This is a genomic window from Maritimimonas rapanae, from assembly GCF_057837205.1.
On record NZ_JBYQFI010000001.1, the window covers coordinates 730,227 to 752,118 of the forward strand.

At 31.3% G+C, this 21,892-nt stretch carries 28 protein-coding genes; 1 reads left to right on the top strand and 27 read right to left on the bottom strand.

All coding sequences use genetic code 11. The features are described from left to right. Positions 1–86: 86 nt before the first annotated feature. The 26 genes from AC3IF2_RS03470 to AC3IF2_RS03595 form a co-directional block, all read right to left on the bottom strand. Complete coding sequence (locus tag AC3IF2_RS03470) at positions 87–554, bottom strand: hypothetical protein (RefSeq protein WP_489165642.1); 468 nt, start codon at positions 552–554, stop codon at positions 87–89. 254 nt (positions 555–808) lie between these two features. Next, positions 809–1,504, bottom strand: a complete 696-nt coding sequence (locus tag AC3IF2_RS03475) for a hypothetical protein (protein ID WP_489165643.1) — start codon at positions 1,502–1,504, stop codon at positions 809–811. A 160-nt stretch (positions 1,505–1,664) separates the two neighbouring features. Further along, positions 1,665–2,063 carry a hypothetical protein gene (locus AC3IF2_RS03480; RefSeq protein WP_489165644.1) on the bottom strand — a complete coding sequence of 133 codons (399 nt, stop codon included), beginning with the start codon at positions 2,061–2,063 and terminating at the stop codon, positions 1,665–1,667. Between the two features lie 125 nt (positions 2,064–2,188). Continuing rightward, entirely contained in the window at positions 2,189–2,788 is a 600-nt protein-coding gene (locus AC3IF2_RS03485; RefSeq protein WP_489165645.1) for a hypothetical protein, read from the bottom strand. A gap of 156 nt (positions 2,789–2,944) precedes the next feature. After that, on the bottom strand, positions 2,945–4,033 hold the full coding sequence (locus AC3IF2_RS03490) for a hypothetical protein (protein WP_489165646.1): 1,089 nt from the start codon (positions 4,031–4,033) through the stop codon (positions 2,945–2,947). A gap of 150 nt (positions 4,034–4,183) precedes the next feature. Continuing rightward, entirely contained in the window at positions 4,184–4,603 is a 420-nt protein-coding gene (locus AC3IF2_RS03495) for a hypothetical protein (RefSeq protein ID WP_489165647.1), read from the bottom strand. A 266-nt stretch (positions 4,604–4,869) separates the two neighbouring features. Beyond that, the gene (locus tag AC3IF2_RS03500; protein WP_489165648.1) at positions 4,870–5,268 is read right to left on the bottom strand and encodes a hypothetical protein; all 399 of its coding nucleotides are present in this window, start codon (positions 5,266–5,268) and stop codon (positions 4,870–4,872) included. Between the two features lie 146 nt (positions 5,269–5,414). Next, on the bottom strand, positions 5,415–6,140 hold the full coding sequence (locus AC3IF2_RS03505; RefSeq protein ID WP_489165649.1) for a DUF6090 family protein: 726 nt from the start codon (positions 6,138–6,140) through the stop codon (positions 5,415–5,417). A gap of 158 nt (positions 6,141–6,298) precedes the next feature. Next, the gene (locus tag AC3IF2_RS03510; protein ID WP_489165650.1) at positions 6,299–6,943 is read right to left on the bottom strand and encodes a DUF6090 family protein; all 645 of its coding nucleotides are present in this window, start codon (positions 6,941–6,943) and stop codon (positions 6,299–6,301) included. Between the two features lie 257 nt (positions 6,944–7,200). Next, positions 7,201–7,965: a DUF6090 family protein gene (locus AC3IF2_RS03515; protein WP_489165651.1), complete on the bottom strand. Its 765-nt coding sequence runs from the start codon at positions 7,963–7,965 to the stop codon at positions 7,201–7,203. A 162-nt stretch (positions 7,966–8,127) separates the two neighbouring features. Then, positions 8,128–8,559: a hypothetical protein gene (locus tag AC3IF2_RS03520; RefSeq protein WP_489165652.1), complete on the bottom strand. Its 432-nt coding sequence runs from the start codon at positions 8,557–8,559 to the stop codon at positions 8,128–8,130. Next, on the bottom strand, positions 8,556–9,065 hold the full coding sequence (locus tag AC3IF2_RS03525; protein WP_489165653.1) for a tetratricopeptide repeat protein: 510 nt from the start codon (positions 9,063–9,065) through the stop codon (positions 8,556–8,558). The genes AC3IF2_RS03520 and AC3IF2_RS03525 overlap by 4 nt, the downstream gene beginning before the upstream one ends. A gap of 145 nt (positions 9,066–9,210) precedes the next feature. After that, positions 9,211–9,621 carry a hypothetical protein gene (locus AC3IF2_RS03530; RefSeq protein WP_489165654.1) on the bottom strand — a complete coding sequence of 137 codons (411 nt, stop codon included), beginning with the start codon at positions 9,619–9,621 and terminating at the stop codon, positions 9,211–9,213. A gap of 160 nt (positions 9,622–9,781) precedes the next feature. After that, on the bottom strand, positions 9,782–10,240 hold the full coding sequence (locus tag AC3IF2_RS03535; protein ID WP_489165655.1) for a hypothetical protein: 459 nt from the start codon (positions 10,238–10,240) through the stop codon (positions 9,782–9,784). A gap of 204 nt (positions 10,241–10,444) precedes the next feature. Continuing rightward, on the bottom strand, positions 10,445–11,005 hold the full coding sequence (locus AC3IF2_RS03540; RefSeq protein ID WP_489165656.1) for a hypothetical protein: 561 nt from the start codon (positions 11,003–11,005) through the stop codon (positions 10,445–10,447). Positions 11,006–11,168: 163 nt separating this feature from the next. Next, the gene (locus tag AC3IF2_RS03545; protein ID WP_489165657.1) at positions 11,169–11,627 is read right to left on the bottom strand and encodes a hypothetical protein; all 459 of its coding nucleotides are present in this window, start codon (positions 11,625–11,627) and stop codon (positions 11,169–11,171) included. Between the two features lie 146 nt (positions 11,628–11,773). Then, positions 11,774–12,340 (bottom strand): hypothetical protein, encoded by a 567-nt coding sequence (locus AC3IF2_RS03550; protein WP_489165658.1) that lies wholly within the window; start codon positions 12,338–12,340, stop codon positions 11,774–11,776. A gap of 144 nt (positions 12,341–12,484) precedes the next feature. Next, positions 12,485–12,694 (bottom strand): hypothetical protein, encoded by a 210-nt coding sequence (locus tag AC3IF2_RS03555; RefSeq protein ID WP_489165659.1) that lies wholly within the window; start codon positions 12,692–12,694, stop codon positions 12,485–12,487. A gap of 272 nt (positions 12,695–12,966) precedes the next feature. Then, positions 12,967–13,482: a hypothetical protein gene (locus AC3IF2_RS03560; protein ID WP_489165660.1), complete on the bottom strand. Its 516-nt coding sequence runs from the start codon at positions 13,480–13,482 to the stop codon at positions 12,967–12,969. Positions 13,483–13,637: 155 nt separating this feature from the next. Next, positions 13,638–14,069 (bottom strand): hypothetical protein, encoded by a 432-nt coding sequence (locus AC3IF2_RS03565; protein WP_489165661.1) that lies wholly within the window; start codon positions 14,067–14,069, stop codon positions 13,638–13,640. A 148-nt stretch (positions 14,070–14,217) separates the two neighbouring features. Beyond that, positions 14,218–15,054, bottom strand: coding sequence for an SDR family oxidoreductase (locus AC3IF2_RS03570; RefSeq protein ID WP_489165662.1), 837 nt, complete (start codon positions 15,052–15,054; stop codon positions 14,218–14,220). Positions 15,055–15,145: 91 nt separating this feature from the next. Continuing rightward, on the bottom strand, positions 15,146–15,997 hold the full coding sequence (locus AC3IF2_RS03575) for a helix-turn-helix domain-containing protein (protein ID WP_489165663.1): 852 nt from the start codon (positions 15,995–15,997) through the stop codon (positions 15,146–15,148). Between the two features lie 195 nt (positions 15,998–16,192). After that, on the bottom strand, positions 16,193–17,182 hold the full coding sequence (locus tag AC3IF2_RS03580) for a hypothetical protein (protein WP_489165664.1): 990 nt from the start codon (positions 17,180–17,182) through the stop codon (positions 16,193–16,195). A gap of 185 nt (positions 17,183–17,367) precedes the next feature. Then, positions 17,368–17,715, bottom strand: coding sequence for a hypothetical protein (locus AC3IF2_RS03585; protein WP_489165665.1), 348 nt, complete (start codon positions 17,713–17,715; stop codon positions 17,368–17,370). 164 nt (positions 17,716–17,879) lie between these two features. Next, positions 17,880–18,662: a hypothetical protein gene (locus AC3IF2_RS03590; protein WP_489165666.1), complete on the bottom strand. Its 783-nt coding sequence runs from the start codon at positions 18,660–18,662 to the stop codon at positions 17,880–17,882. A gap of 162 nt (positions 18,663–18,824) precedes the next feature. Beyond that, a complete protein-coding gene (locus AC3IF2_RS03595; RefSeq protein ID WP_489165667.1) occupies positions 18,825–19,937 on the bottom strand; it encodes a tyrosine-type recombinase/integrase in 1,113 nt (370 codons plus the stop codon). Positions 19,938–20,035: 98 nt separating this feature from the next. Between AC3IF2_RS03595 and AC3IF2_RS03600 the strand changes: the two genes are divergently transcribed. After that, on the top strand, positions 20,036–20,416 hold the full coding sequence (locus tag AC3IF2_RS03600; protein WP_489165668.1) for a hypothetical protein: 381 nt from the start codon (positions 20,036–20,038) through the stop codon (positions 20,414–20,416). Positions 20,417–20,457: 41 nt separating this feature from the next. Here the strand turns inward: AC3IF2_RS03600 and mnmE are convergent, their stop codons facing one another. Continuing rightward, complete coding sequence (gene mnmE, locus AC3IF2_RS03605) at positions 20,458–21,849, bottom strand: tRNA uridine-5-carboxymethylaminomethyl(34) synthesis GTPase MnmE (RefSeq protein ID WP_489165669.1); 1,392 nt, start codon at positions 21,847–21,849, stop codon at positions 20,458–20,460. Positions 21,850–21,892: the final 43 nt, after the last annotated feature.

Genomic DNA, 21,892 nt, shown 5'->3' on the forward strand with positions numbered 1-21,892 from the left:
CTGAGGAAAATTCGGAGAATTTTCCGATTAGGACTTACCATGCTCAAGCAATTAATTATACACGGTGTTGTGCACTGGCTTTATCTTTATAACTCGTTGTAATATAATTCCGCTAACTTTTTCCGCTCAGTTTCCTTTTTTAGTATATTCCGCAACCACATTTGAGGTTGTTCAGTTGCGCTTTTATATTCTCTGTCTTTATATTCTTTAAACTCGGAAAAATCAAACCAATTCTTATTATGAATGTGCTGTAGTGAATAAACAGCCATTTCTCCATTTGTCGCTCCAAAAAATGGGCAAGTGTGAACTTTTGTTTTAGTCGTATCAGAAAGTTTACCAATCAAAAATTTCGTCAGCTTTGTTTTATCATTCTTCGCAAATTTTTTCCAATTCGTTTCGCTAAAAACAAGGCGTTTGGGTTCACTCTTAAATTCCTTATCTGAAATATATTGCTCTCCTCCTAGGCATCCACCTTTTTCAAATATCATTAAATTCCATTGTTCAGAAATTGAATTTATTTGTTGCAATTCAATTTGAACAACTTCTTTTTTCATTTCTGCAATTTCTTTATTCAATTCCGAGTCGGATTCCGTTTGATTCTTACATGAGGTCAAAATCAAAATCAAAAGAAGAATGTTTATTAGGTTTCTCATTTTCTAGCTTGTGCACAACGGTTGGGCTATGGTTTCGTTGTGGAATTGTCCACGAGGACTATTCCGCGAGAACCAAACGATCATTGCAAGATAAGAATTTCCGTTTAGGAAATTCCGCCGCAATGAATTATAGCCGTTGTTGGGTTTAGTACAATTTATTTCATTTCAATTAGCTCGTACAACTCTGCCATTCCACAGAAATTTTTTTCCGAAATTTTTATTTCCAACGGAAAGACATTTGTAATTTCCTTAGTTAAATTTATTACAGAATGAACAGGTAATTCAATTAATTCCGTTACATACATTTCGTAAATCGTATCGCCTAAATCACTTTCCGAATCCTTTCTTACTAAAGTTAATTTGAAACAATCAAAACCATTTATTTCTTTCCTGTCTTTTCTGTTTTCCGACACTAGATATTCATCATTTTGAGCAAACAGGTCATATTTCCTATAATTAATAGATTTTGATTTATCGTAATAATATAAAATTCCATTACTTCTTTTAATCATAAAGTAATCACCAATCATTTTCCCATTTTCCCTTTTGTGACGCCATATTGAGTCGTTCTGTATATCGATGTGAATTTCTAATGATTGAGATTTTGGAATAAAATTCGCTTTTAGAATTTCTTCACGAATTTTTTTAGTTATTGAATCTTTTAATTTCTTGTCTTTACCAATAACTAAGTAATCAGTTTCCGAGTATATTTTTGATGAGTCAATCTGTTCAGAAACGATGGACTTCTTAAAAACTAATTTTTTAGGAATGAAATTTCTATCATTCAGTTTATTCTGTGCTGAACAGCAGATAGATATGAAAAATATTAAAATGTATAAAGTGTTTTTCATTTGTATTAAACCCAACGGTCTCGTATAAGAATAGTTGCGGTGTTTACGTGCGAGGATTTTCCGCAGGAAAATCAGACGTAGTAAACTTGCAACGACCTTTGGTTAAGCCCAGAATTGAGCGATTATTTTTATACATTGTTGGCATTAGTTTTTTATTCCGCTATATAAGTTGTCCATTTTCATTAAACAATTCCGAATATGGCTCAAATCCTAACTCCGAACCAAAATCATTATTGTGATATAAAATCATATTATTTTCCAATCGGAAATAAATTCCACCAGTTTCATTTTCCGCAATAATATTTTCAATCCGCTTTTTTTCGAAATCGTTTTTAAATTCAGTTTCGAGTTCAACTAATTTTTCGCTTTCGTCCCAGTCACATAAATAGTCATAGTGAAATTCATATTTCTTTCCGTTATTCAATTCCATAATGTATTTATATGAAAGTAAATTCCCTAATCCATCAAACCAAAATTCACTAAAAGGCTCTTCAGTCCGATAGATTTTTATCAGAACTGAATTATTAATTTCAGATTTTATTTTGTCAAAATTCTCCATTTCTCAAATTAATGCCAACGTGTACGTGTATGGTTAGTTGCGTGATTAAGCAACTAATTTAGTAAACAAAAACGAACGCGAGAAAATTCCGAAGGAATTTTCCAAATAGGCAAGGACCAAAGCAATTAATTATACACGGTGTTGGCATTTCGTTTTTTATTTCTTCGCACAATTATCAGAACAAGAATTAATAGAATTCCAATTGTGATAATTATTACTAAATCCCAATTACCGTTTTCCAATTTATTTTCAAACGAATCAAGGTCGATTTGATTCCTGAACATTGAATAATTCCCGTAAGCTTTATTTGATTCAATATCAACTTTTAAATATTCAGTTCTACAGGAAAAAAAGTCATATTCAGTATTTTCAGAATTGTCTAATGGATTTGGCGTGACTAAATAATATCCGTTAATTTCAAAATCAGATAAGTAAGGTCGGCATAATATTCCATTGTCTCCAAAAATTGTAATTCTTTTTCTACTTTCTTTTCCTTTGTATTTTTTGATTATTTCGGCGGTCATTGAGTAAGGCATCTTTCCGTCATAATCAGTTATTTCACGGTCAAGATATTCATCAAATGATATTATTTTGACTAATGCTACGAATTCAGAATTTTCTGCTGTTAAACTAAAAGAATCATTCCAATTCCGAGAACAACTACAAGCGAATAACTCGAAAGATGAAAAAAGAATGAATAAAAAAATTAAAAATTTCTGTCTCAAGTTCGTTTTTTTTAAATGAATGCCAACGGTTTGTGTATGGTTAGTTACGGAAAATCAATTAGGATTTTCCGACGTACGACTAAGTTAATTAATTCAAGTGAATTCCTGCGAAGGAATTCCGTAGTAATTAATTATACACGTTGTTGCCATTAGTACTTATTCGCGCATATATTGGTTAAATCCTGCGATTGCACCAACAGCCTCAAAAACATCATCTTGGTCAGATTTTTTATTCCAACCTTTCAATGCCAATTCCGCTCGAACCTCACTCTCGGTTTTGTTATTTTCGAAAAGATATATTGAATATTCAATTACCTTCTCCGGAACTTTCTTGATGGAATAAGTCAAGATGCCGTTCAATATTTTTATTTGTGCAACAAAATATGGAATAACTAACTGTAAAACCCAAACTACAACTAAACCTATCCAGCCAACATTCATTTTGTCAATCGTGAACCCCTCATCTAAAAGATATTTTTGAAATTCGATAAAGCCAAAATTTGGAATGTCATTTTCTATGAGTATCAAATGAAATTGAAAATATTGATTTACAGTGAAAATCACAAAAACGAAAATCGCGGTCAAAATTCTGGCTATTTTAAAGTCAGTATAATGAGCTTTCCCGATAACTTTACTGAACAAATAGCCAAACAAGAATCCGATACCTATCTCAAATAAAAATACAATATATGTGAATTTTTGAATTAAAAAACCAGTTAAAAGTCCTATTCCAATTGCTATTAAAAGCCCACTGATAACAATTAATGCCATGTTTGGTTTTGCAGTTTGTTTTGGTTTGGGCAATTCGTTTGGAATTTCATAATCCGCCCAACTATTTTGCTTTTCAAATTCAGACTCTAATTCAGATAATTTTCCACTCTCCTTATATTCAATCACTAACTTTTTAAAAAGAGCAATGAATAAACCTGTTCTTTTAGAATTTTTTCCAAAGTCAGTAAAATTCCCCTCGATTGTTTTACTATGAACTTCTATTCGTCCCGCCGACTTTTTATTAATTGTTATTTTTTCGGTTAGTTTATTCCAGTCTCCTTTTCTTTTCGCCTCTACAGAGTTTTTATCTGTATAAACAATTGGCCATTCCAATTTTTCAAAAACCTCGATTATTAGAGGGATTATTTGACTTTCTTTAATGTCCGTTTTGAAAGATTCAGAAAATTCAGGTTTGTACTTAAAACTGTATTTTCTTTTTATTGTGGATTGTAAATTTTCTAACTCTATTTTCATTTCGGTATTAATGGCAACGGTTTGTGTATGGTGCGTTGCGTTAGGTTTAGCGACTAATTTAATAAATAAAACTTGCGATAGTTCTTTTGCGAGTGATTTTCCGAATGGAAAATCCGTAGCAATGAACTATACACGTTGTTAGCATACGTATTATTCCATTTTTAAGTATTCTTTTCCATTTTCAAGTACTAATTTTTTGGGTGTAAGTTTATTTATTTTTTCAAAATATTGTTCTCCCATTCCGGTAAAAAGAATTCCAAAATTACTTTTATAAAAAACCAATTTAGGAATCGGTTGATGATTGGTTATCTCAATAATCTCGCTATTCAAATATTTTCTTTCCTTTGAATAAAAACCCTTTCCTTTTTTGAAGCTATATGTTACTTCGTAATAGTAGTTCGCTTTTTTCCTTTTTCCATTTATTATTTCGTAAATAATTCCGTTTTCTACAACCCCATAAGTACTCTTGTTATTCCAAAATCTTGCGAATAAAGTATCGGTCAATATTCCATTATTTCGATTCCCAAGATATTTCCACTTTCCTGCTAGTCTCTCTTCAATACTTTGCAACGAATCTTTGTGTTTGACCTGAAGTTTTAAATCGTACTTAATTTCATCAAATTCTTGAGAATAGGACGTGCCAAAAAATAGGCTCAACGTTATGATAAAAAATTTCAGTCTCATATGTATGCTAACGGTTTGTGTATGATTAGTTGCGGGATGGTTCATGAGAAACATTCCGCTGTTGGCTAAGATAATTAATGCGTGTGAATTTCCGAGAAGGAAATTCCGCAGCAATTAATTATACACGTTGTTGTATGCTGTATTTTATTTTTTTAGTTCAACTCAAACTTGATTTCCAGATTCCCTTGAGTTGCTTTATATGGGTCAAAAATTAGGGTTTGGTCAAATCCGCCGTAATAATCTGTATACCATCTTTCTTTTATTTTTCCTGATAATTTTAAAATGGGCAAACTTTCTTCAGTTCCGAGCTTAATTAAGATTGTATCATTTGTCCGTCCGTTTATCCATACGTTCATCATAGCATATGAATCATTATCACAAGGCTTGACGAAGACCGTTCGTGTCTTAGAAAAATCGGTAACCTCTAATTTAGCTTTGTCTTGATGACAACAAGAGTAAAATATTAAACAAGGCAATATTAATGTACAAAGTTGTTTAAGATTAATAATTTTGTTTAACATAATTGTCTTTTCGGTGTTTCGATATTGCATACAACAACGTGTTTGTATATGGTTTGTTGCGTGTTTTAAGCACCGATTTTAGCAAATACAAACCGAATAGAAAATCCGCGAGGATTTTCGTAAGTAGGCTAGAACTAGCAATAAATTATATACGGTGTTGTGCTTTCGTTATTTTTCTATTTTGTCTCGTTATATTGACGTAAATTTTCTATCAAATCTTCAATTTCATTCGCGGAAGCTTCTAAGCTGACTCTAAGTCGTTTTTTACCGCTAATGAACAACTTTGAGTTTAAAATATATTCTTTTTTTACGGGTTCTAATTTTTGCAGAATTACATCTGTATCTCTATCCAAGTCCATTAAATCATTTGGGGTTAGGAAATTTAGTCTGCAAAATGTCCCATATTCGGTTAATTTGTCAAAAGAAACGCCTACTCTTTTAAGACGAATGCGATACACCTTGTCGATTTGTTTGGTCAAACTATCTGGTATTTGCTTCCAAAGGTTTGTAGATGATAGTCCTGAATAAATAGGTGAACTTTGATTTTGAAAATATCTGTCAATTCCAAGTAATTCAAGATTTCTCTTTAGACTTGTAGTATCGATTTTTTCTTCATAATCCCACATATCAGTTGACCTTTGAAATCTTTGGATAATTCCGGCACTATTTTTCAAATCTGATATATTCTCATCTTTTTTTTCTTCTAAATCCGTAATTAGTAAATTAATGAGTTCTTTTTCTAAAGACTTTTCTTTTTTTTGCTCATTCCAATTATTAATCTGCAAGGCAATTAAAATTCCGATAACTACAAGTACTATTTCTCCGATTGCGTATTTCAAATACTTTCCAGTTTTTCCTTCTGAAAGTAAGTTTTGCCTAATTTTTCTAAAGAATTTTATCATTGGTTAGCGGTTTCTGATAATGAAGCACAACGTATTTGTGTATGGTTTCGTGGTGTTAGGACTAAAGATAGCAAAAAGAGACCAACGTGTAGGAAATTCGGCAGAATTTCCGAGATAGTTCTTAGACACTATGAACTATACACGTTGTTGTGCTTTCGTTATTTATTTTCAGATTTTAATATTTTAATAAGTTCTTGATTCTTCATCTTGAGTTCATTTAAAAGTCTATTGAAAGATTCTGTTTTAAGTCGTCTCTCATAAAGTAGTTGCTGAAATTTCACGTCTTCTAATTTTGCATCAAGAATTTCAGGTTGGAGCATCATTGGAATCTTAAGAGCACCTTCTCTGAAATATAGTGAATTAAGGTTGTGCATTCCTGATTCCCTCAAATAAGGTCTAATTTCATTATGTACTATCTTCTCATATTCCAGAAAAATATCTACAACCTGATCTTCTTCAATAAAATAGCTCTGAAGTACTTTACGTATAGATTCATTTTCTAAATTACTTACAGCTGCAGTATGATTGCGCTGAGATTTCGGACGAAAATCTGAGGAATAACGAACCAGTCCCATATTATCATAATTTATACTTTTTGTAGAATCCATTGACTTAGCTATTAAAGAATCTACAATACCTAATTGCTCTTTTAGTTCGAATAAAGCTCGATTCATATGCTCAGTGTCTGAGCTTAAATCATCAACGATGTTCTTAATCAAAATAGTCTCTTTTTCGTTATTCTTTCTGCCCTCATTCCAATTGTTAATCTGTAATGCAATTAAAATCCCAATGACGACAAGCACAATTTCTCCAATTACATATTTTAAATACTTTCCAGTTTTATTTTTCTCCATAAGGTCGTAGCGAATTTTTCTAAAGAATTTTATCATTAGTCATTGGTTGGTCAATAATGAAGCACAACGTGCTCGTGTATGATTAAGTTACGGGAAATGACGTGAGTCATTTTCCGATGAGTAGACAAGTTAATTAATTCCGAGGAATTTCCGTTTAGGAAATTCAGAAGTAATTAATTATACACGTTGTTGTGCTTTCGTTATTTTTAGGTTTTCAAATCTGATTCAATCTCAGATAATATATTTTCTACTGTTTTTAATATATTCTGTTGATAGTTTAATCTATTGTCTTCCATTTGTGTTTTAGAATTCAATATTCCTAAAAATGAGTTATTATTCAAATGCTGATTTAAAGCATTTTTTCTTTCATTATCGTTCACTTTCCGTTTAGAAGCTCCTTGTCTCCGTCTATATTCTGGCAGTAACAAATATAAATATTCACTCGATTTTTCTGTAAGTAGCGTTGTTAATTCTATACAATAATTTTCATCTTCAAAACCGAACTTAATTTCAGCTGAAAATTCGGCAAGAAGTTTTTTAAGTTTTTTATTTCTAATAAGTCCAATTTTGCCAGAACCAATAATTGCGTCATAAGTTCCATTTACAGGCTCTATTCTCCAATAAGATAAGGCTCCAACAACTATATATCTCCCAATAGAGTCAATATTTACTTCATTATTCTTATCAAACATTATAGTTTCAAGTTGAGCGCAATACTTTACGACTCTATTTTGTAATCCTATAGTGTTTTGAGCTCTCTTTTTCGTTTCAATAAAATCGTCTTTAATTGATTTTATAAGTGAAATTTCTTCCTCTTTATCGATTCTATTCTGATTAAAATCATTTATTGTTAATGCAATCAATATCCCAATTACCACAAGAATAATTTCTCCAACTGCATAAAGTAAATATTTGCTGAATTTATTTTCTGTCATCAGATTTTGTCTAATTTTTCTAAAGAATTTTATCATTGGTTAGCGGTTGGTTATAATGAAGCACAACGGTCTCGGCTATGAGTAGTTGCGTGGATTAGCACTTAACTTGGCAAGTACACACCAAACTGAAAATCCGCGAGGATTTTCAGAAGTAGGCGAGAACAAGCAATTACCTATAGCCATTGTTAGGCAACGTATTTATTTTAGTTTAAACTTCTTTCCTTCTTTATAATCAACTGGCAATTTTGGACTTTTTATTCCAAATGGTCCAGAACCATTGTCATTATAATAATATTCTTTTTTATCGTCCGAATATCTACCTGAACAAAGCAGATTGAAAGTTGTACTTTTTCTACTCGATTTTAGCACATTAATATCAATCCAAACCGGCACTTTTCCATTCCGATAAAGTAATTCAACAACCTCTTGGTCAGTTAAATCCAATTCCATTTTTCCATCATCTTCTCGATAAATATCAAATTGAGTGAGATTTGGGTCATCTGTCGAAGCATTTAAAATTACATTATACTTGAAATCAGTTGTCAACTTATTCTTTATATAATTCTCCGCAAATTTTAAAGCAACTAAACTTGCACCTTTTAAATGAAATAAGAACTCTTGTTTTGTCATTTTCCGATTAATTTTTCAATCCAATTTTTTCGTTTGATTCCGAGTTCTTTTTCCAATTCAGCTATTTCGTTCTTTGTCGGTTGAAATCTTGGTTCAATTTTCTTTGCTTTTTTAAAGTCAGATAACGCTTTTTCTAATTCTCCATTTTCTTTTCTCAAATAAGCTCGACATCTCCAAAAGGTTGCGTCTTTTGGGTTTAACTCGATTGCTTTTCCGTAATCGTTTTCAGCGTCGTGATTTTTATTCCACTTTTTATTCAATTCCGCACGATTTGAGTAAGCTATAGAATTCCGCTTATCAAGTTCAATTGCTACATTCAGATTTTCAATTCCTTTTTCAAGTTGTCCAATCTCAAAATGAGCAACTCCTAAATTATTATACGCATTGCTATTTTTCTCCGTTTTCAGTTTTTCATTCAATTCCGATATTGTTTTTTCATATTCCCACATTTCGTCGAAGAATAGAATTCTGAATGATTTATTATATAATTCTGAAGTCGGTTTCATATGTTGCCTAACGGTTTGTGTATGGTTAGTTGCAGGAAATCCGTTAGGATTTTCCGGCGTATTGGCAAGTTAATTAATTCAAGTGAATTTCCGGCGAGGAAATTCCGCAGCAATTAATTATACACGTTGTTGTACACTGGCTTTTTTATTCAGTTATATATTCAAATATTATTTTCGGATTTACAGATTTTGATTCCGTTTTTTTCTCAAAAATTTCCAATTTCTTATTATATCTAATAGTCAAAGTGTCAAAGTTTTTCCATTTAAAATCGACATCTTTTGGTTTAATAAATCCAGCGCTTGCGACAAAAATTAATTCCGATGTTTTTTCTTCATTATCACATTCAGTCGCATAAATTATAATCGAACGGTTTGTTGTTGCATTTCCGCTTTCTTGGGTCATTTTTATTTTCCGCAATCCTTCATAATCGCATTCCGCTTTTAATTCCGTTTCGGTTGGTTCATCAAAAATCTCAAAGTTTGCCATTAAAACGAAAAATCCGATTATGGTAATAATTCCGAGTATTAAAATTCCAATAAGAGTCTTTTTAATCAATTCGAGTGATTTTTTTCAGCTTGTGTACAACGGTTCGGCTATGATTCCGTTGTGGATAATTCCGCAGGAATTGTCCGCTGTAGGAATCATGCATTTAAAAGTAATGTTTTTTGTTTAGAATGAAGTAACAATGGATTATAGCCATTGTTGTAGTGCGTTTTTATTTTATAATTATTGGAACGATTACTTCATTCTTTTCAAAGGTCTTAATTCTAACCGCGCCATTCTTACCTTCTCTTTTACCCCAAATTGCAATGGATTCATTTATTCCAATTTTATCTAGTTCCTTTATTTTTCTTGAAATCAGATATTCTGCAACGAAATCATAATTGTGCGAAGGTATTCCGTCAACCAAGAATAAGACCTTCTTTTTGGGATCAATATTTTTAATGAACTCAAAATCAATTCCCATTTCGGAATTGAATTCCGCAACATTTGTCAATCCGATTATTTGATCATAGTTGTTTGAGTAATTTATTTCGGATAATTGTATTTGAACAACATTTATTGAATTCCGATTGGTCAGTCCGTCAATAAATTCCTTTGGATTAAGCACTAGCCATTCATTATTCACAACAACCCCAGTATTTTCACTAATTCTAAGTTTTTCCAATTCCATTTTAGAGCTTTTACAGCTTAAAAAAGTGACTGAAATTATGATAAATAATAATGTGGTTTTTTTCATTCCTGAATGCACTACAACGGTTTGGTATAAGATTAGTTGCGTGTTTCAGGCAACTAATTTACTAGATAAATCACGAACGGCGAAATTCCGAAGGAATTTCCCAAGTGAGCCAAAACTAGCAATTAATTTTATACGGTGTTAGCCACTGGTTTTATTCTTTTCAACGTATCTTTTTACTTTCGGAATTTTCAAATAATCTTCGTCATCTAAATACAGACATATTTGATAAGAATCAATTTCAGTCAATCTTTCCAATAGTTTTAATTTCTCTTTATTATTTAATTTTCCAGAGCAAATAAATTCAAAAAGTCCTTCCGCTAATTTTTGTTCAGCGTTAATATTCTTTTCTGTTTTTAACTGTTCAATTATCTTCTCAATTCCGATTTTCAAGGTTTTTAATTCAAAATCAGAAATATCAAATTCAAGAAAATCACAAAGAATTTCGGAAGCAAACTCTTTTGTTTTTTCGTCTTTTGATTGAATATCTCTTATTAAACGATTAAAAAAGTCAATCTTTGAAACTTTTTCTCCGAAAGAAATATTTTCTGCTTTTATTCGCTCAATTATTTTCTCATTGTCGAAACTTACTGAATACTTTTCAATGAAATTTTCAGTACTCCAACTATTCATTTCAAGTGTAATTCCTGTTTTTTCAGAATTAACTAATTTGAATTTATGTCCGATTAATTTGTCGTTCATTTTGAGTTCTGATTGGTACTTGTGGCTAACGGTTTGTGTATGGTTAGTTGCGTAAGCGACTAAGATAGCAAAAAGGGCAGGAGTAAGGAAATCCGCCAGGATTTCCGAGACACTCTTTAAACACCGTAGTAATTAATTATACACGGTGTTGTACGCTGGCTTTTTAGTTTTTTTCCTTGTTTATGGTTCCCAATATTTTTTTCATTTCAGGGTCCAATTCGTTCATTACAATTTCTTTATTCAGTTCAGTTGAGTAATCAGATTTGATTCGGCAAAATATTCTATCATTTTCCTTATAGAAATCAAATTCCAAATATTCGTTTTTCGGGTCTGTTTTGTACAGAACTAATTCCGTATAAACTAGATTTTTCGAATAATTAATGACCAAAGTATAAATCCCCTTTTCCTTCGGAAAGTTGTTTTCCGCGATTTTATTTCCTCGAAATAAGTCATAAAAGGTAATATTCCAACCAAAACCTTCCACGAGTTTTATTGTTAGTTTTTTCGTATCAATATTTTGGTCAGCTGTAATATTTATCATTCCGCTTTTAAATTCAGTTTTTGTTTGAGCAATCAGATTCAATGTCAAAAATAAAGTTAGAATTACTGTGTTTAGTTTCATTTTTTAGCTTGCGTACAACGGTTTGTGTATGGTTAGTTGCGGGAAATCCGTTAGGATTTTCCGACGTACTCAAATGTAATTAATTCAAGTGAATTTCCGAGTAGGAAATTCCGTAGCAATTAATTATACACGTTGTTACCACACGTTTATTTTCTTATTTCCAATATTCCGTAACTTTTGTCAAATGGACTAAGAGTTTTATTATTGTCGTCAAGTATATATTGTGTTGTAAATACTCTTTGCGTCATATCAGATAAATCCGACCTATTTAGCTCAAGTTTGTTGTTATTAATCAAATATTTACCTTGAAAAGTACAACTGTTATCGGCATTATGTAAAGTCGCAGAAAAAGTCCCATTTTCATACAAATTAAGAGATCCACTTCTCGGAGTGGCTTCTATTTCAATCCTGGCAGTCAGAGTTTTTTTTGTCCAAAATTTCCGATCGTCCAGTTCCAAAATTGTGAAATATATAATTCCGATTGTTATAGTTATTAAAAGAGGAATAAAATCAAATTTAGATTTATTCTTTATCATTCCAACAATATCAAATATTGCGATGATGAGAAACAACAGTAGAGTCAAAGCACCGAAGAAGAAAAAATTCATTGCCGCTCCAAGGCCGCTGCAATAATCTCCATAAGGCACAATGGGTTTGAGTATAAAATACCCCAAAACCAAAAACACTATATATCTAAGCTTTCTTACTTTCAAATGTGTGGTAACGGTTCGGCTATGATTCCGTTGTGGGTAATTCCGCAGGAATTGTCCGCTTTAGGAATCATGCATTTAAAAGTAATGTTTTTTGTTTAGAAAGAAGTAACAATGGATTATAGCCATTGTTGTACGCTGGCTTTTTTATTTTTTTGATTCCCGATATTGATATTCATTCTCAACAAAAACCAAGTAATGGGACATTCGCAGAACATCATTATTTCCTTTAATTTTTTCCACTAAATACCATTTTTCATTTCCAACAGTCATAGGATTATTCCAGTCAATTTCCAAGTAATCAGGCTCCACTTTTTGCACACTTTCAATATTCATTCCGCTTTCAAGCTTGTCCATCCATTCTATTGTATCATTATAATAGTTTTTACAACTAATGATTGACATAAATAAGAACAAAAGGATGAGGAACTTAGTCCAATTCATATTTTTTGAGCTTGCGTACAACGTTTAGTATATGGCAAGTAGGGCAGTAGAAAGCGATAAACTTTCAATTTTGCTCTGAGCCAAAGGGTTGTATTTTGTTTTTAATTTATTCATTCTTAAAGGCCAAATCAACGATTTGGCGGTGTTTGTAAATAGCACTAAACTTTCGTAAACCACCGAACGCCCTATTTGCTATATACAGTGTTGTAGTGCGTTTTTCTTTTTTCAATTTCCCTTCCAATGAACCAACCTGTTAATCCTCCTTGAGCAGCTCCGATTATTATAAATAATGGACCACCCATAAGCAGCCACATCAGTATGCCGAGTCCAATATGTTCTAAGTTAAATCCATATTCAATAAGTCTTGGTATCATTTCAGAAAGCATTGCTACTATAAATATTCCAAACCATAATTTCAAGAAACCTAGAAAAGTCGTTAGAAAAGAACTTTTATTATTTTTAATTATTGCTTCGCCAATTTTCCCTGCTATAAAATATGCTATTATTAAGTCCAACACTATTTGGATTGAAAAATACACAGTTTCGTTCAAGTACGGATTAATCAAATTTCTATTGATCAGTTTCTTTAACTCTGGAGATAAATACATAGACAAAATCAGCATTCCACTTAGGATAAGTACAGTTATTCCTATGTATTTAAAGAATGAAATTCTACCAATATTTTTTGCGTCTATTTTCATTTTATCGTAATGCACTACAACGGTTTGTGTATGTTGCGTTGCGTTAGGTTTAGCGACTAAATTAATAAATAAAACCGGCGATAGTTCTTTTGCGAGTGATTTTCCGAAGGGAAAATCCGAAGCAATGAACTATACACGGTGTTGTACAACGTTTTTTATTCCATTTTGAAATAAAGATGAGTGTTTCCCCGTGGCAAATAAACCAATGACATATTTTTTTCAGACAGAAAGTCGATCCCATATTTCAGTGTATCCGCTTCTTGTATCAAGAATAAATAGCCATCGACAATTGCACCATGCTTATCATAGACACTTTCCGTTATTACATATTCGTGATTGTCTTCTGGTTCCCTTTTTTCATTCCCATATTGAAAAATCCACTTATTCCCTTCGATATTAACAGTTGACAATGAATCTATCAAACTCACCCATTGACCTTCACTTATGGAATTTTTGTTTAGCTTTTCAAGTGACTCTATTTTTAAACCAGTTGAATCAACAACAATTTTAACTTCTTCCGACTTATTTTGCGGCATTTTTTTGCAGCTAAAACAAATAGATAAAAGAACTACTATTCCTATTCTCATAAAATGTAAATGTTGTACAACGTGTTCGTGTATGAGTAGTAGCGAGTTTTAATACACTACTTTTCAGAAAGTAATTTACAAAATAAAAAATATAGCGACTTGATTTAAGATTCAAATCGCTATTACTTATACACGTTGTTGGCAATAGTTATTGGACTTCAACTTGACTCCAAATCCCGGTTTCGGCAGTTTCTTGTGCATATTCTAGAAATGTTTTCGCTTTTCTTCCTAAAACTCGTTCAATATCATTAACAACCAGTTGATTTTTTGGATTGGTTAAAACATGACTAAATAAATACTCAATTAACCACACAACATCATTAGGTATTTGCAATTGTTTCATGCCATCGATATACTGTTCTAGCGTGATATCGTAAAAATTCAAATTTCTTTTACTAGTTCTTGAAATGATATTCACAATATCTTTAAACGTGATTAATTCTGGACCAGTCACCTCAATAATGTCACCATTATAAGTATCATCCAGTAATACAGTTGCTGCTACTTCTGCAATATCATTTGTATCTACAAATGGAATTAAAACATCTGACATTGGTAATGCCACTTCTCCTGAAAGAATAGGGTCTAAAAAGAAACTTTCACTCCAATTTTGGTTAAACCAAGAAGCTCTAACTATTGTATAATCGATACCTGAATCCATAACAATTTTTTCACAGGCTTCTGCTTCGGTTTCACCTTTTCCTGAAAGTAAAACCATTTTTATTACTCCTAATTCTTTTGCTAAATAGGTTAAACTCTCAATGGCTTCTTTCGCTCCTGGAACAGCCAGATCAGGATAATAAGTGACATACATTTTTTCTATACCTTCTAAAGCAGTGATCCACGTATCTTTATTATCCCAATCAAAGCTTGGTGATGCATTTCTTGAGCCAACTCTTGGTTCAATTCCTTTGTTTTGTAATTGTTCAACTACTCGGCGACCAGTCTTACCAGTTCCACCAATAACTAAAATGTTAGATTTCATAATTTTTGTTTTTTGAATTATGATACAAATCTATTGTAGCTGTGAACCAGTGACTTATTCAAAAAGAATTATGATTTATTCGAAAAGAATTTTACGCTTGACTAGGTCTATAACCAAACTTTTTTTCAAAAGCGTTAGAGAAAGAACCTAAACTATCATAACCTACAGCCCAAGCAGCTTCTTGAATAGTTTTACGTTCGTTCTTTATTAAATTATAAGCTTTTTTTAACCGTTCGTTTTGTAAGTATTTGAAAACAGGAACGCCAAACTGTGCTTTAAATTCTGTTTTAAGTTTATTTGTATTTGTTCCGATTTTATAGGCAAGCTCTGTTAAGGAAGGCGGATTTTCCAAATCTGATATTAAAATTTCTTGGGCTAGATTGATTTTTTCTATTTGCGAAGTATCAAGTTTTGTGTGTTGTTGTTTTGCTAATTGTCCAAAATAATGAGAAAGTAAAGCTGTGATATGACTTTTATAAAACATCATTTTAATTTCGCCCTCATAGGTATTGCTAAAGAACTGTTCAACTAATTGAAACATTTCTGGGCTCATATTAAATACTGAGCCTTCAACATAATGATCTTTAGGGTGAATTAATTGATATAAAAATTGTTCCATGAATTGACCTTCACCATTAGGCAATTTGTCTATGTTTCTTATTGTTGTTGCGATTACTAAACATTGCAGCGATTTTAGTTTGGAAACATGATGTTCAAACTCTACCATATTATCTGCATAAAATGATAGCACCATACCTTTGGTGTGATGGAATTCTTTGACTTTTCCATCAAATTTTACTTTTAGTCTAACGTCACCTGCACCATAAAAGGCGATAGCTATTACAGGTTCGTCAAAAAAACATGAATCTATTAAATTATTATCTGTAGAAGCAACTTCCAACAAGATTGTATAATCATTTATATCTATTATTTCACGATTCATTCTTATGAATTATCTCAATCGAGTTTAATTATTGCCAACGGTCTCGGCTATGAGTAGTTGCGTGGGTTAGCACTTAACTTTACAAGTACACACCAAGTTGGAAATTCCTGCGGAATTTCCAAAGTAGGCGAGAACAAGCAATTACTTATAGCCATTGTTGTGCATAGTATTTATTCTTAGTGCTAAATCGAATTATTATTCTTTTTTATAATAAGTAGCTTCTGAACCAATTAAAATGTAATCAAGATATTTACCTCCTGGATTCCTACTATAGAAGTAAACAATTCCCCAAAATTTACCATTTTCATCTTTATTGTTTATAAAACCTGTTTTGTCTTTTGCTGAATAAAATAGTACTGGATAAACATTATAATTACGATATTTCGTTTCAACTTTCATACGATAAAATGGTTTTCCGTCAATGGTAAAAAAACCCCATTTATATTCAGACTTAAACCATTGATTATTGGCCTTATAATTGAACGAGGAAGTTCCATCCATATTTATTTCAAAAAAATTTCCAAATGTTTGTTGTCCGTTACCTAAATAATATTTACCCCCAAAATTCAAGCTATTTGAAATCACAAAATCACTAGAAGAAATTTTATCTGTATTTAATGAAAAATTTGGCGTGTAACCAGTTCGTAGTTTACCATTTCTAGAAGACTCATAAGATTTTTCTATAATATTTATAAGCAAAGATTTTGCTTCTGTCAAAATGGAATTTGGGATACCTCCACCACCTGAATCTAAGCCCGAATCAATCACACGAGGTGCAATAAAAGAGGCTTGATTGCCACTTTTCATACAATTAGATTCTTCTGAGCCGTCTTGCCCAAAAATTACATTTTTAATATGCACATGAATTTTATTGTCTACATCTGATATTTTAGTTGAGATGGTTTCATTTTGAAAAGGTTTGATGGTAATACGACCTTCAGTAAGTTTGTTATTAGTAAATGCTTTGTGAGTTGGTAATGCACCATAACTTAGACTAATAGATTTCTCATATCTATTTCGGAATTCGATAACCCAAGTATTACCACTTTCGGAATTGGAAAGTTTTTTTACTCTTGCGTCAAGTCCGCTTGCACACATAAAGCCTTTGTAGTCGGTCCATTCGGTTTGAGCGTTACAAATTGAACAAATAATGAATGAGACTAATAGAATCTTAAACTTTTTCATTTTATATGGATTTAAATTATTATTCGTAATTCAATATTATGCACAACGGTCGGGCTATGGTTTCGTTGCGGAATCGTCCGCGAGGACTATTCCGCGTTACCAAGCGTTTATTCAAAGGTAGGAATTTCCGGGAGGAAATTCCGCCGCAATGAACTATAGGCGTTGTTGTGTGTAGTTTTTACTTTTTAACTTATAATATATTTTAGAGTAAATCCGGATTCAGAATGTCTTCCACCTAACCAGCTATCGTAGAGAATTCTTAATGGAATTCCACAGTTTGGACAGTAATAATCCAGAAAAGAGTTTGGGATTTCGGTTAATTCAGTTTTTATAAATTCCGATATTTTTATTGCATCCTGTTCCGAAAGATTCGTGAAATCCGAGTTAGAATGTTTTTCTAAATTTTTGAAATTTAAAGAAATCTCGCTATTACAATTCGGGCATCCCAATTCAGTTGTTGGATAAGTTTCGAAATCGTCATAACTATTAAAATCAATTTTATCAGTTACTTTATGTATTTCCGTTAATTTCATTCCTGACGAACCAGATTTTCAAATTACACACAACGGTTGGGCTATGAGTAGTTGCGTGGGTGAGCACGAAATTTTACAAGCAAGCACTACGGCTGAAAATCCGCAGGATTTTCGCAAGTAGGCGAGAACAAGCAATTACTTATAGCCATTGTTGTACACAGTATTTATTTCATTAATTCTATTTGATATTTCGTAGCATCAAAAGCCATATGTAAACCTCTCAAATTTGATTCAGATTTATTTTGTTCAAATAATTCAGTCAAGTGTTCAGTTTGTTTAGTGACATTATCATTCTCTTTTTTAAAGATTTGATATTTTAAGAGAATTAAATTAGCCATAATTTTATCAGAAGCAGTTATATCATTTTGGTTTAGATATTCCGCTATTGTGCTTTCTATCTCGGAATCGTTTTCAGTTAGTTCATCGAATAAGTATGCATTAGCCAAGTCAGATTTATTCATAGTCGAGTAATCATTCTGGTCAGACATATCTTTTCGATAAGTCATTTTGTTTCCATTTAGAAAATACCATCTCGTGTAAGAATCATTTTCCATTTTTATTTCTTTTTCAAATTCTTTTTTCTTTACACTCCAGTTTGTGAAAGCAATTAAAAGTTCAGTTCCGTCATCTTTCTTTAAAATTGCAAATCGAATCAAGTAATTTCTTTTTCCAGGTTTTTCAATTTCAACGTCTAATTTGTTTTCTACAGAAACATACTTTTTAAGAGCTTTTAGAATAGAAGAAACATCTTCAGAACTCGCTTCTGGAAATAGATTTTCTCTTAGAAACAGGTCAATGTATAAATAATGAGTCAAATAAAAATCATCCATTTGCAGATAATTCGCTTCCGTCAAATGTTTAGTTTTAATATTGATTTTGTCAGATTGAGCATACCCAAAATTCGTGAATATTGCTAAAAGTAAAAGTGTGATTATTTTTCTGTTCATTCTGTTGGTTTATATTGTGTACAACTTGTTTATATACAGAGCTTTTATCCTTTTACCCAACCAATATAGTTGGCTATGCAGAAGTTTAGGTTATTTTTATGACCGATAGTTTTCAACATAAAAAGGTAAAAAATTCTTTGTTGATGACAATTTAACCATGTTTTATAAATTATCAAATGGATTTTTTATTTTTCTAATACTAGTTTCAGTTACATGCGTATAAATCATGGTGGTTTTTGGGCTATTATGACCTAATAATTCTTGTATATATCGTATGTCAGTTCCATTTTCGAGTAGGTGAGTAGCAAAGCTATGCCGTAGCGTATGTAAAGTTATTCGCTTTTGTAATCCAATTTTTTCTATTGCATTTCTCAAGACTTTCTGCGAACTAGTAGCAGTATACTGTGCTGAATTTTGTCCTTCAAACAAATAGTTCTTGGGTTTATAAGTTTTATAATAGAGTCTAAGTAATTCTAAAAAAGATGAAGATAATAAGGTATACCTGTCCTTTTTACCTTTCGCTCCTTTCACGTGAATAAGCATACGCTTACTATCAATATCATTTATTTTTAGATTGATTGCTTCACCAATTCTCAATCCTGCAGAATAGATCAAACTTAATAATGTCTTATGTTTTAGATTTTCAGTAGCATCAAGAATATCTTTTACTTCTTCAAGACTCAGTACTACTGGTAATTTTTTCTCTTTTCTGGGTCGTTTTAATTTTAATTTTTCAATGTTAACACCTTTATAATCTAAATACTTTTTAATACCGTTAATGCACTGATTTTGATAAGAAATAGATTTACCTTCTTTTACAATAAAATCATAATTAAAAGATTCTATTAATCTAACTGAGTAATCTATTGTGTTTTTTAAATTGGTATATCTTATAAAAAATGTAGTTACTTCTATATATGTATTTACTGTGTTTATACTTAGTCTTTTTTGGGTTAACCATTTTTTAAATTTGAGCAAATCCTTTTGTTGACTTTCATAGAGATTTGGAAGAATAATACTTGATATGGGGTTGATGTTTTTCTTTTTAATTTTTAAAGCACTATAATCAACAAACCAATTTTTAATTCGTAAATGATTATATAGCCTACTCTTATTTTCTGTTGAATATAAGATATAAAAAACTTTATGTGTTGTACTCCATTGAATACCTTCTAACTCTTTAAGATGTAAACGAACTTCGTTGTCATATACAAACTGAATTGCTATTTGATGATTGTTATTATGAATTAATGGAATTAACTTTACTTCTTTCATAAGATTTATCTTCTTTTTCTTATCAATACTAATTAATTAAATTATTATATTAGTGTATTATACGTATGCTATACGTATAAATTACGATTAAATTAAAAATGAGACTCCAAAAAACATGCTTATCATGTGAAAAACCACTTAAAGGAAGAGTTGATAAAAAATTCTGTGACCCTTATTGTAAGAGTACTTACCATTACAAGAAATCTCAAGAAGAAGCTCCTAAGTTTTTCAATAAAGTTGATAATCAATTAAAGTTAAACCGTAGAATTTTAAAAGAATATAATAAAGCTGGTAAGGCTACCATTCGGTCTGAAGTTCTATTAGAAAAAGGATTTGATCCTAACTTTTTTACACACTATTGGAAGAACACCAAAGGTGATGTATACTTATTTGTCTATGAATATGGTTTTCTAAAAAAGAAAGAGCATAACAGGTATAAATATGTTCTTATTTTATGGCAGGATTATATGAATAAGTAAATTTTTATTGTATTAATTAGTTGGTAATCAATTAATTAAAATCATTTTCCAATGCAAAAATTAGAAAATATATTACCTAAAATATCTTTATCTACATCATATTCACCAGTAATATTACCTAAATGCCTTAAACATTCACGAATATCGATAGAAAAAAGATCAGAAGGTAAATTATTGTCGATGCCATTTTGAACAGCTAAAATACTTTCTAAAGCGTTATTTAAAGCTTCAAAGTGACGTGAATTGGTAACTATAGTTTCATTATTGCTTAAAGCTCCAGCGTTTACTAAAGAGGTTAGTTCTGACTTGAGTTCATCAATACCAACTCCTTTTTTTGCAGATAATAATAATGCTTCAGGAATAAGTGCTTTTAAAGTAGAAATTTCATTTTCTGATAAAGAATCAATTTTATTGGCGATAACTAATAATCTCTTACCATCAAATCGTTGTTTTACTATTTGTAATTCTTCAATAAGTTTAGAGTCTTGAATTTTAAACTTTTCAGAATCTATTAAAAAAATAATCAACTGGGCTTTTTCAGCTTTTTCATAAGCTTTCTTGATACCAATACTTTCAACTACATCTTTAGTATCTCTTATGCCGGCTGTATCGATAAATCGAAAAGCAACACCTTCTATAATTACTTCATCTTCAATGGCATCTCGAGTAGTACCTGCGATATCAGATACAATAGCCTTTTCTTCATTCAGTAAAGCGTTGAGAAGGGTAGACTTACCCACATTTGGTTCACCAATAATAGTTACTGGAATTCCATTTTTCATAGCATTTCCGAATGCAAATGAATCTATTAGTTTTTTCAAGACAGAAGTGATTTTTGCAACCAATTCTTTAAATCGTGATCTATCTGCAAATTCAACATCTTCTCCAGAAAAATCTAATTCCAACTCAATTAACGACGCAAAGTCAAGCAATTGTTGTCTTAATACCTTTAATTCACTAGTTATACCCCCACGCATTTGTTGTATGGCCATTTGATGTGAAGCCTCAGAATTAGATGCTATAACATCTGCAACTGCTTCTGCTTGACTCAAATCCATTTTCCCGTTAAGGAAAGCTCGCATAGTAAACTCGCCATTGTCTGCTATTCTACAACCATTTCTCAAAAACAGTTGAATAATCTCTTGCTGAATATAAGCCGATCCATGACATGATATTTCTACAACATTTTCACCTGTATACGAATGAGGATTTTTAAAAATTGATACCAGTACTTCATCTAAGACTTTATTGTTTTCAATAATATGACCTAAATGTATAGTATGTGTTTTTTGCTTTCTTAAAACTTTACTGCTAATAGATTTAAAGAAAGAAGAAACAATTTCAATAGCTTTTTCGCCCGAAATTCTAATTACAGAAATAGCGCCAACACCGGAAGGGGTAGCTAAAGCAATAATAGTATCATTCTGAATCATTGGTTCATTTTAGCGTCTGTAAAATTAAGAAAACTAATTGGTT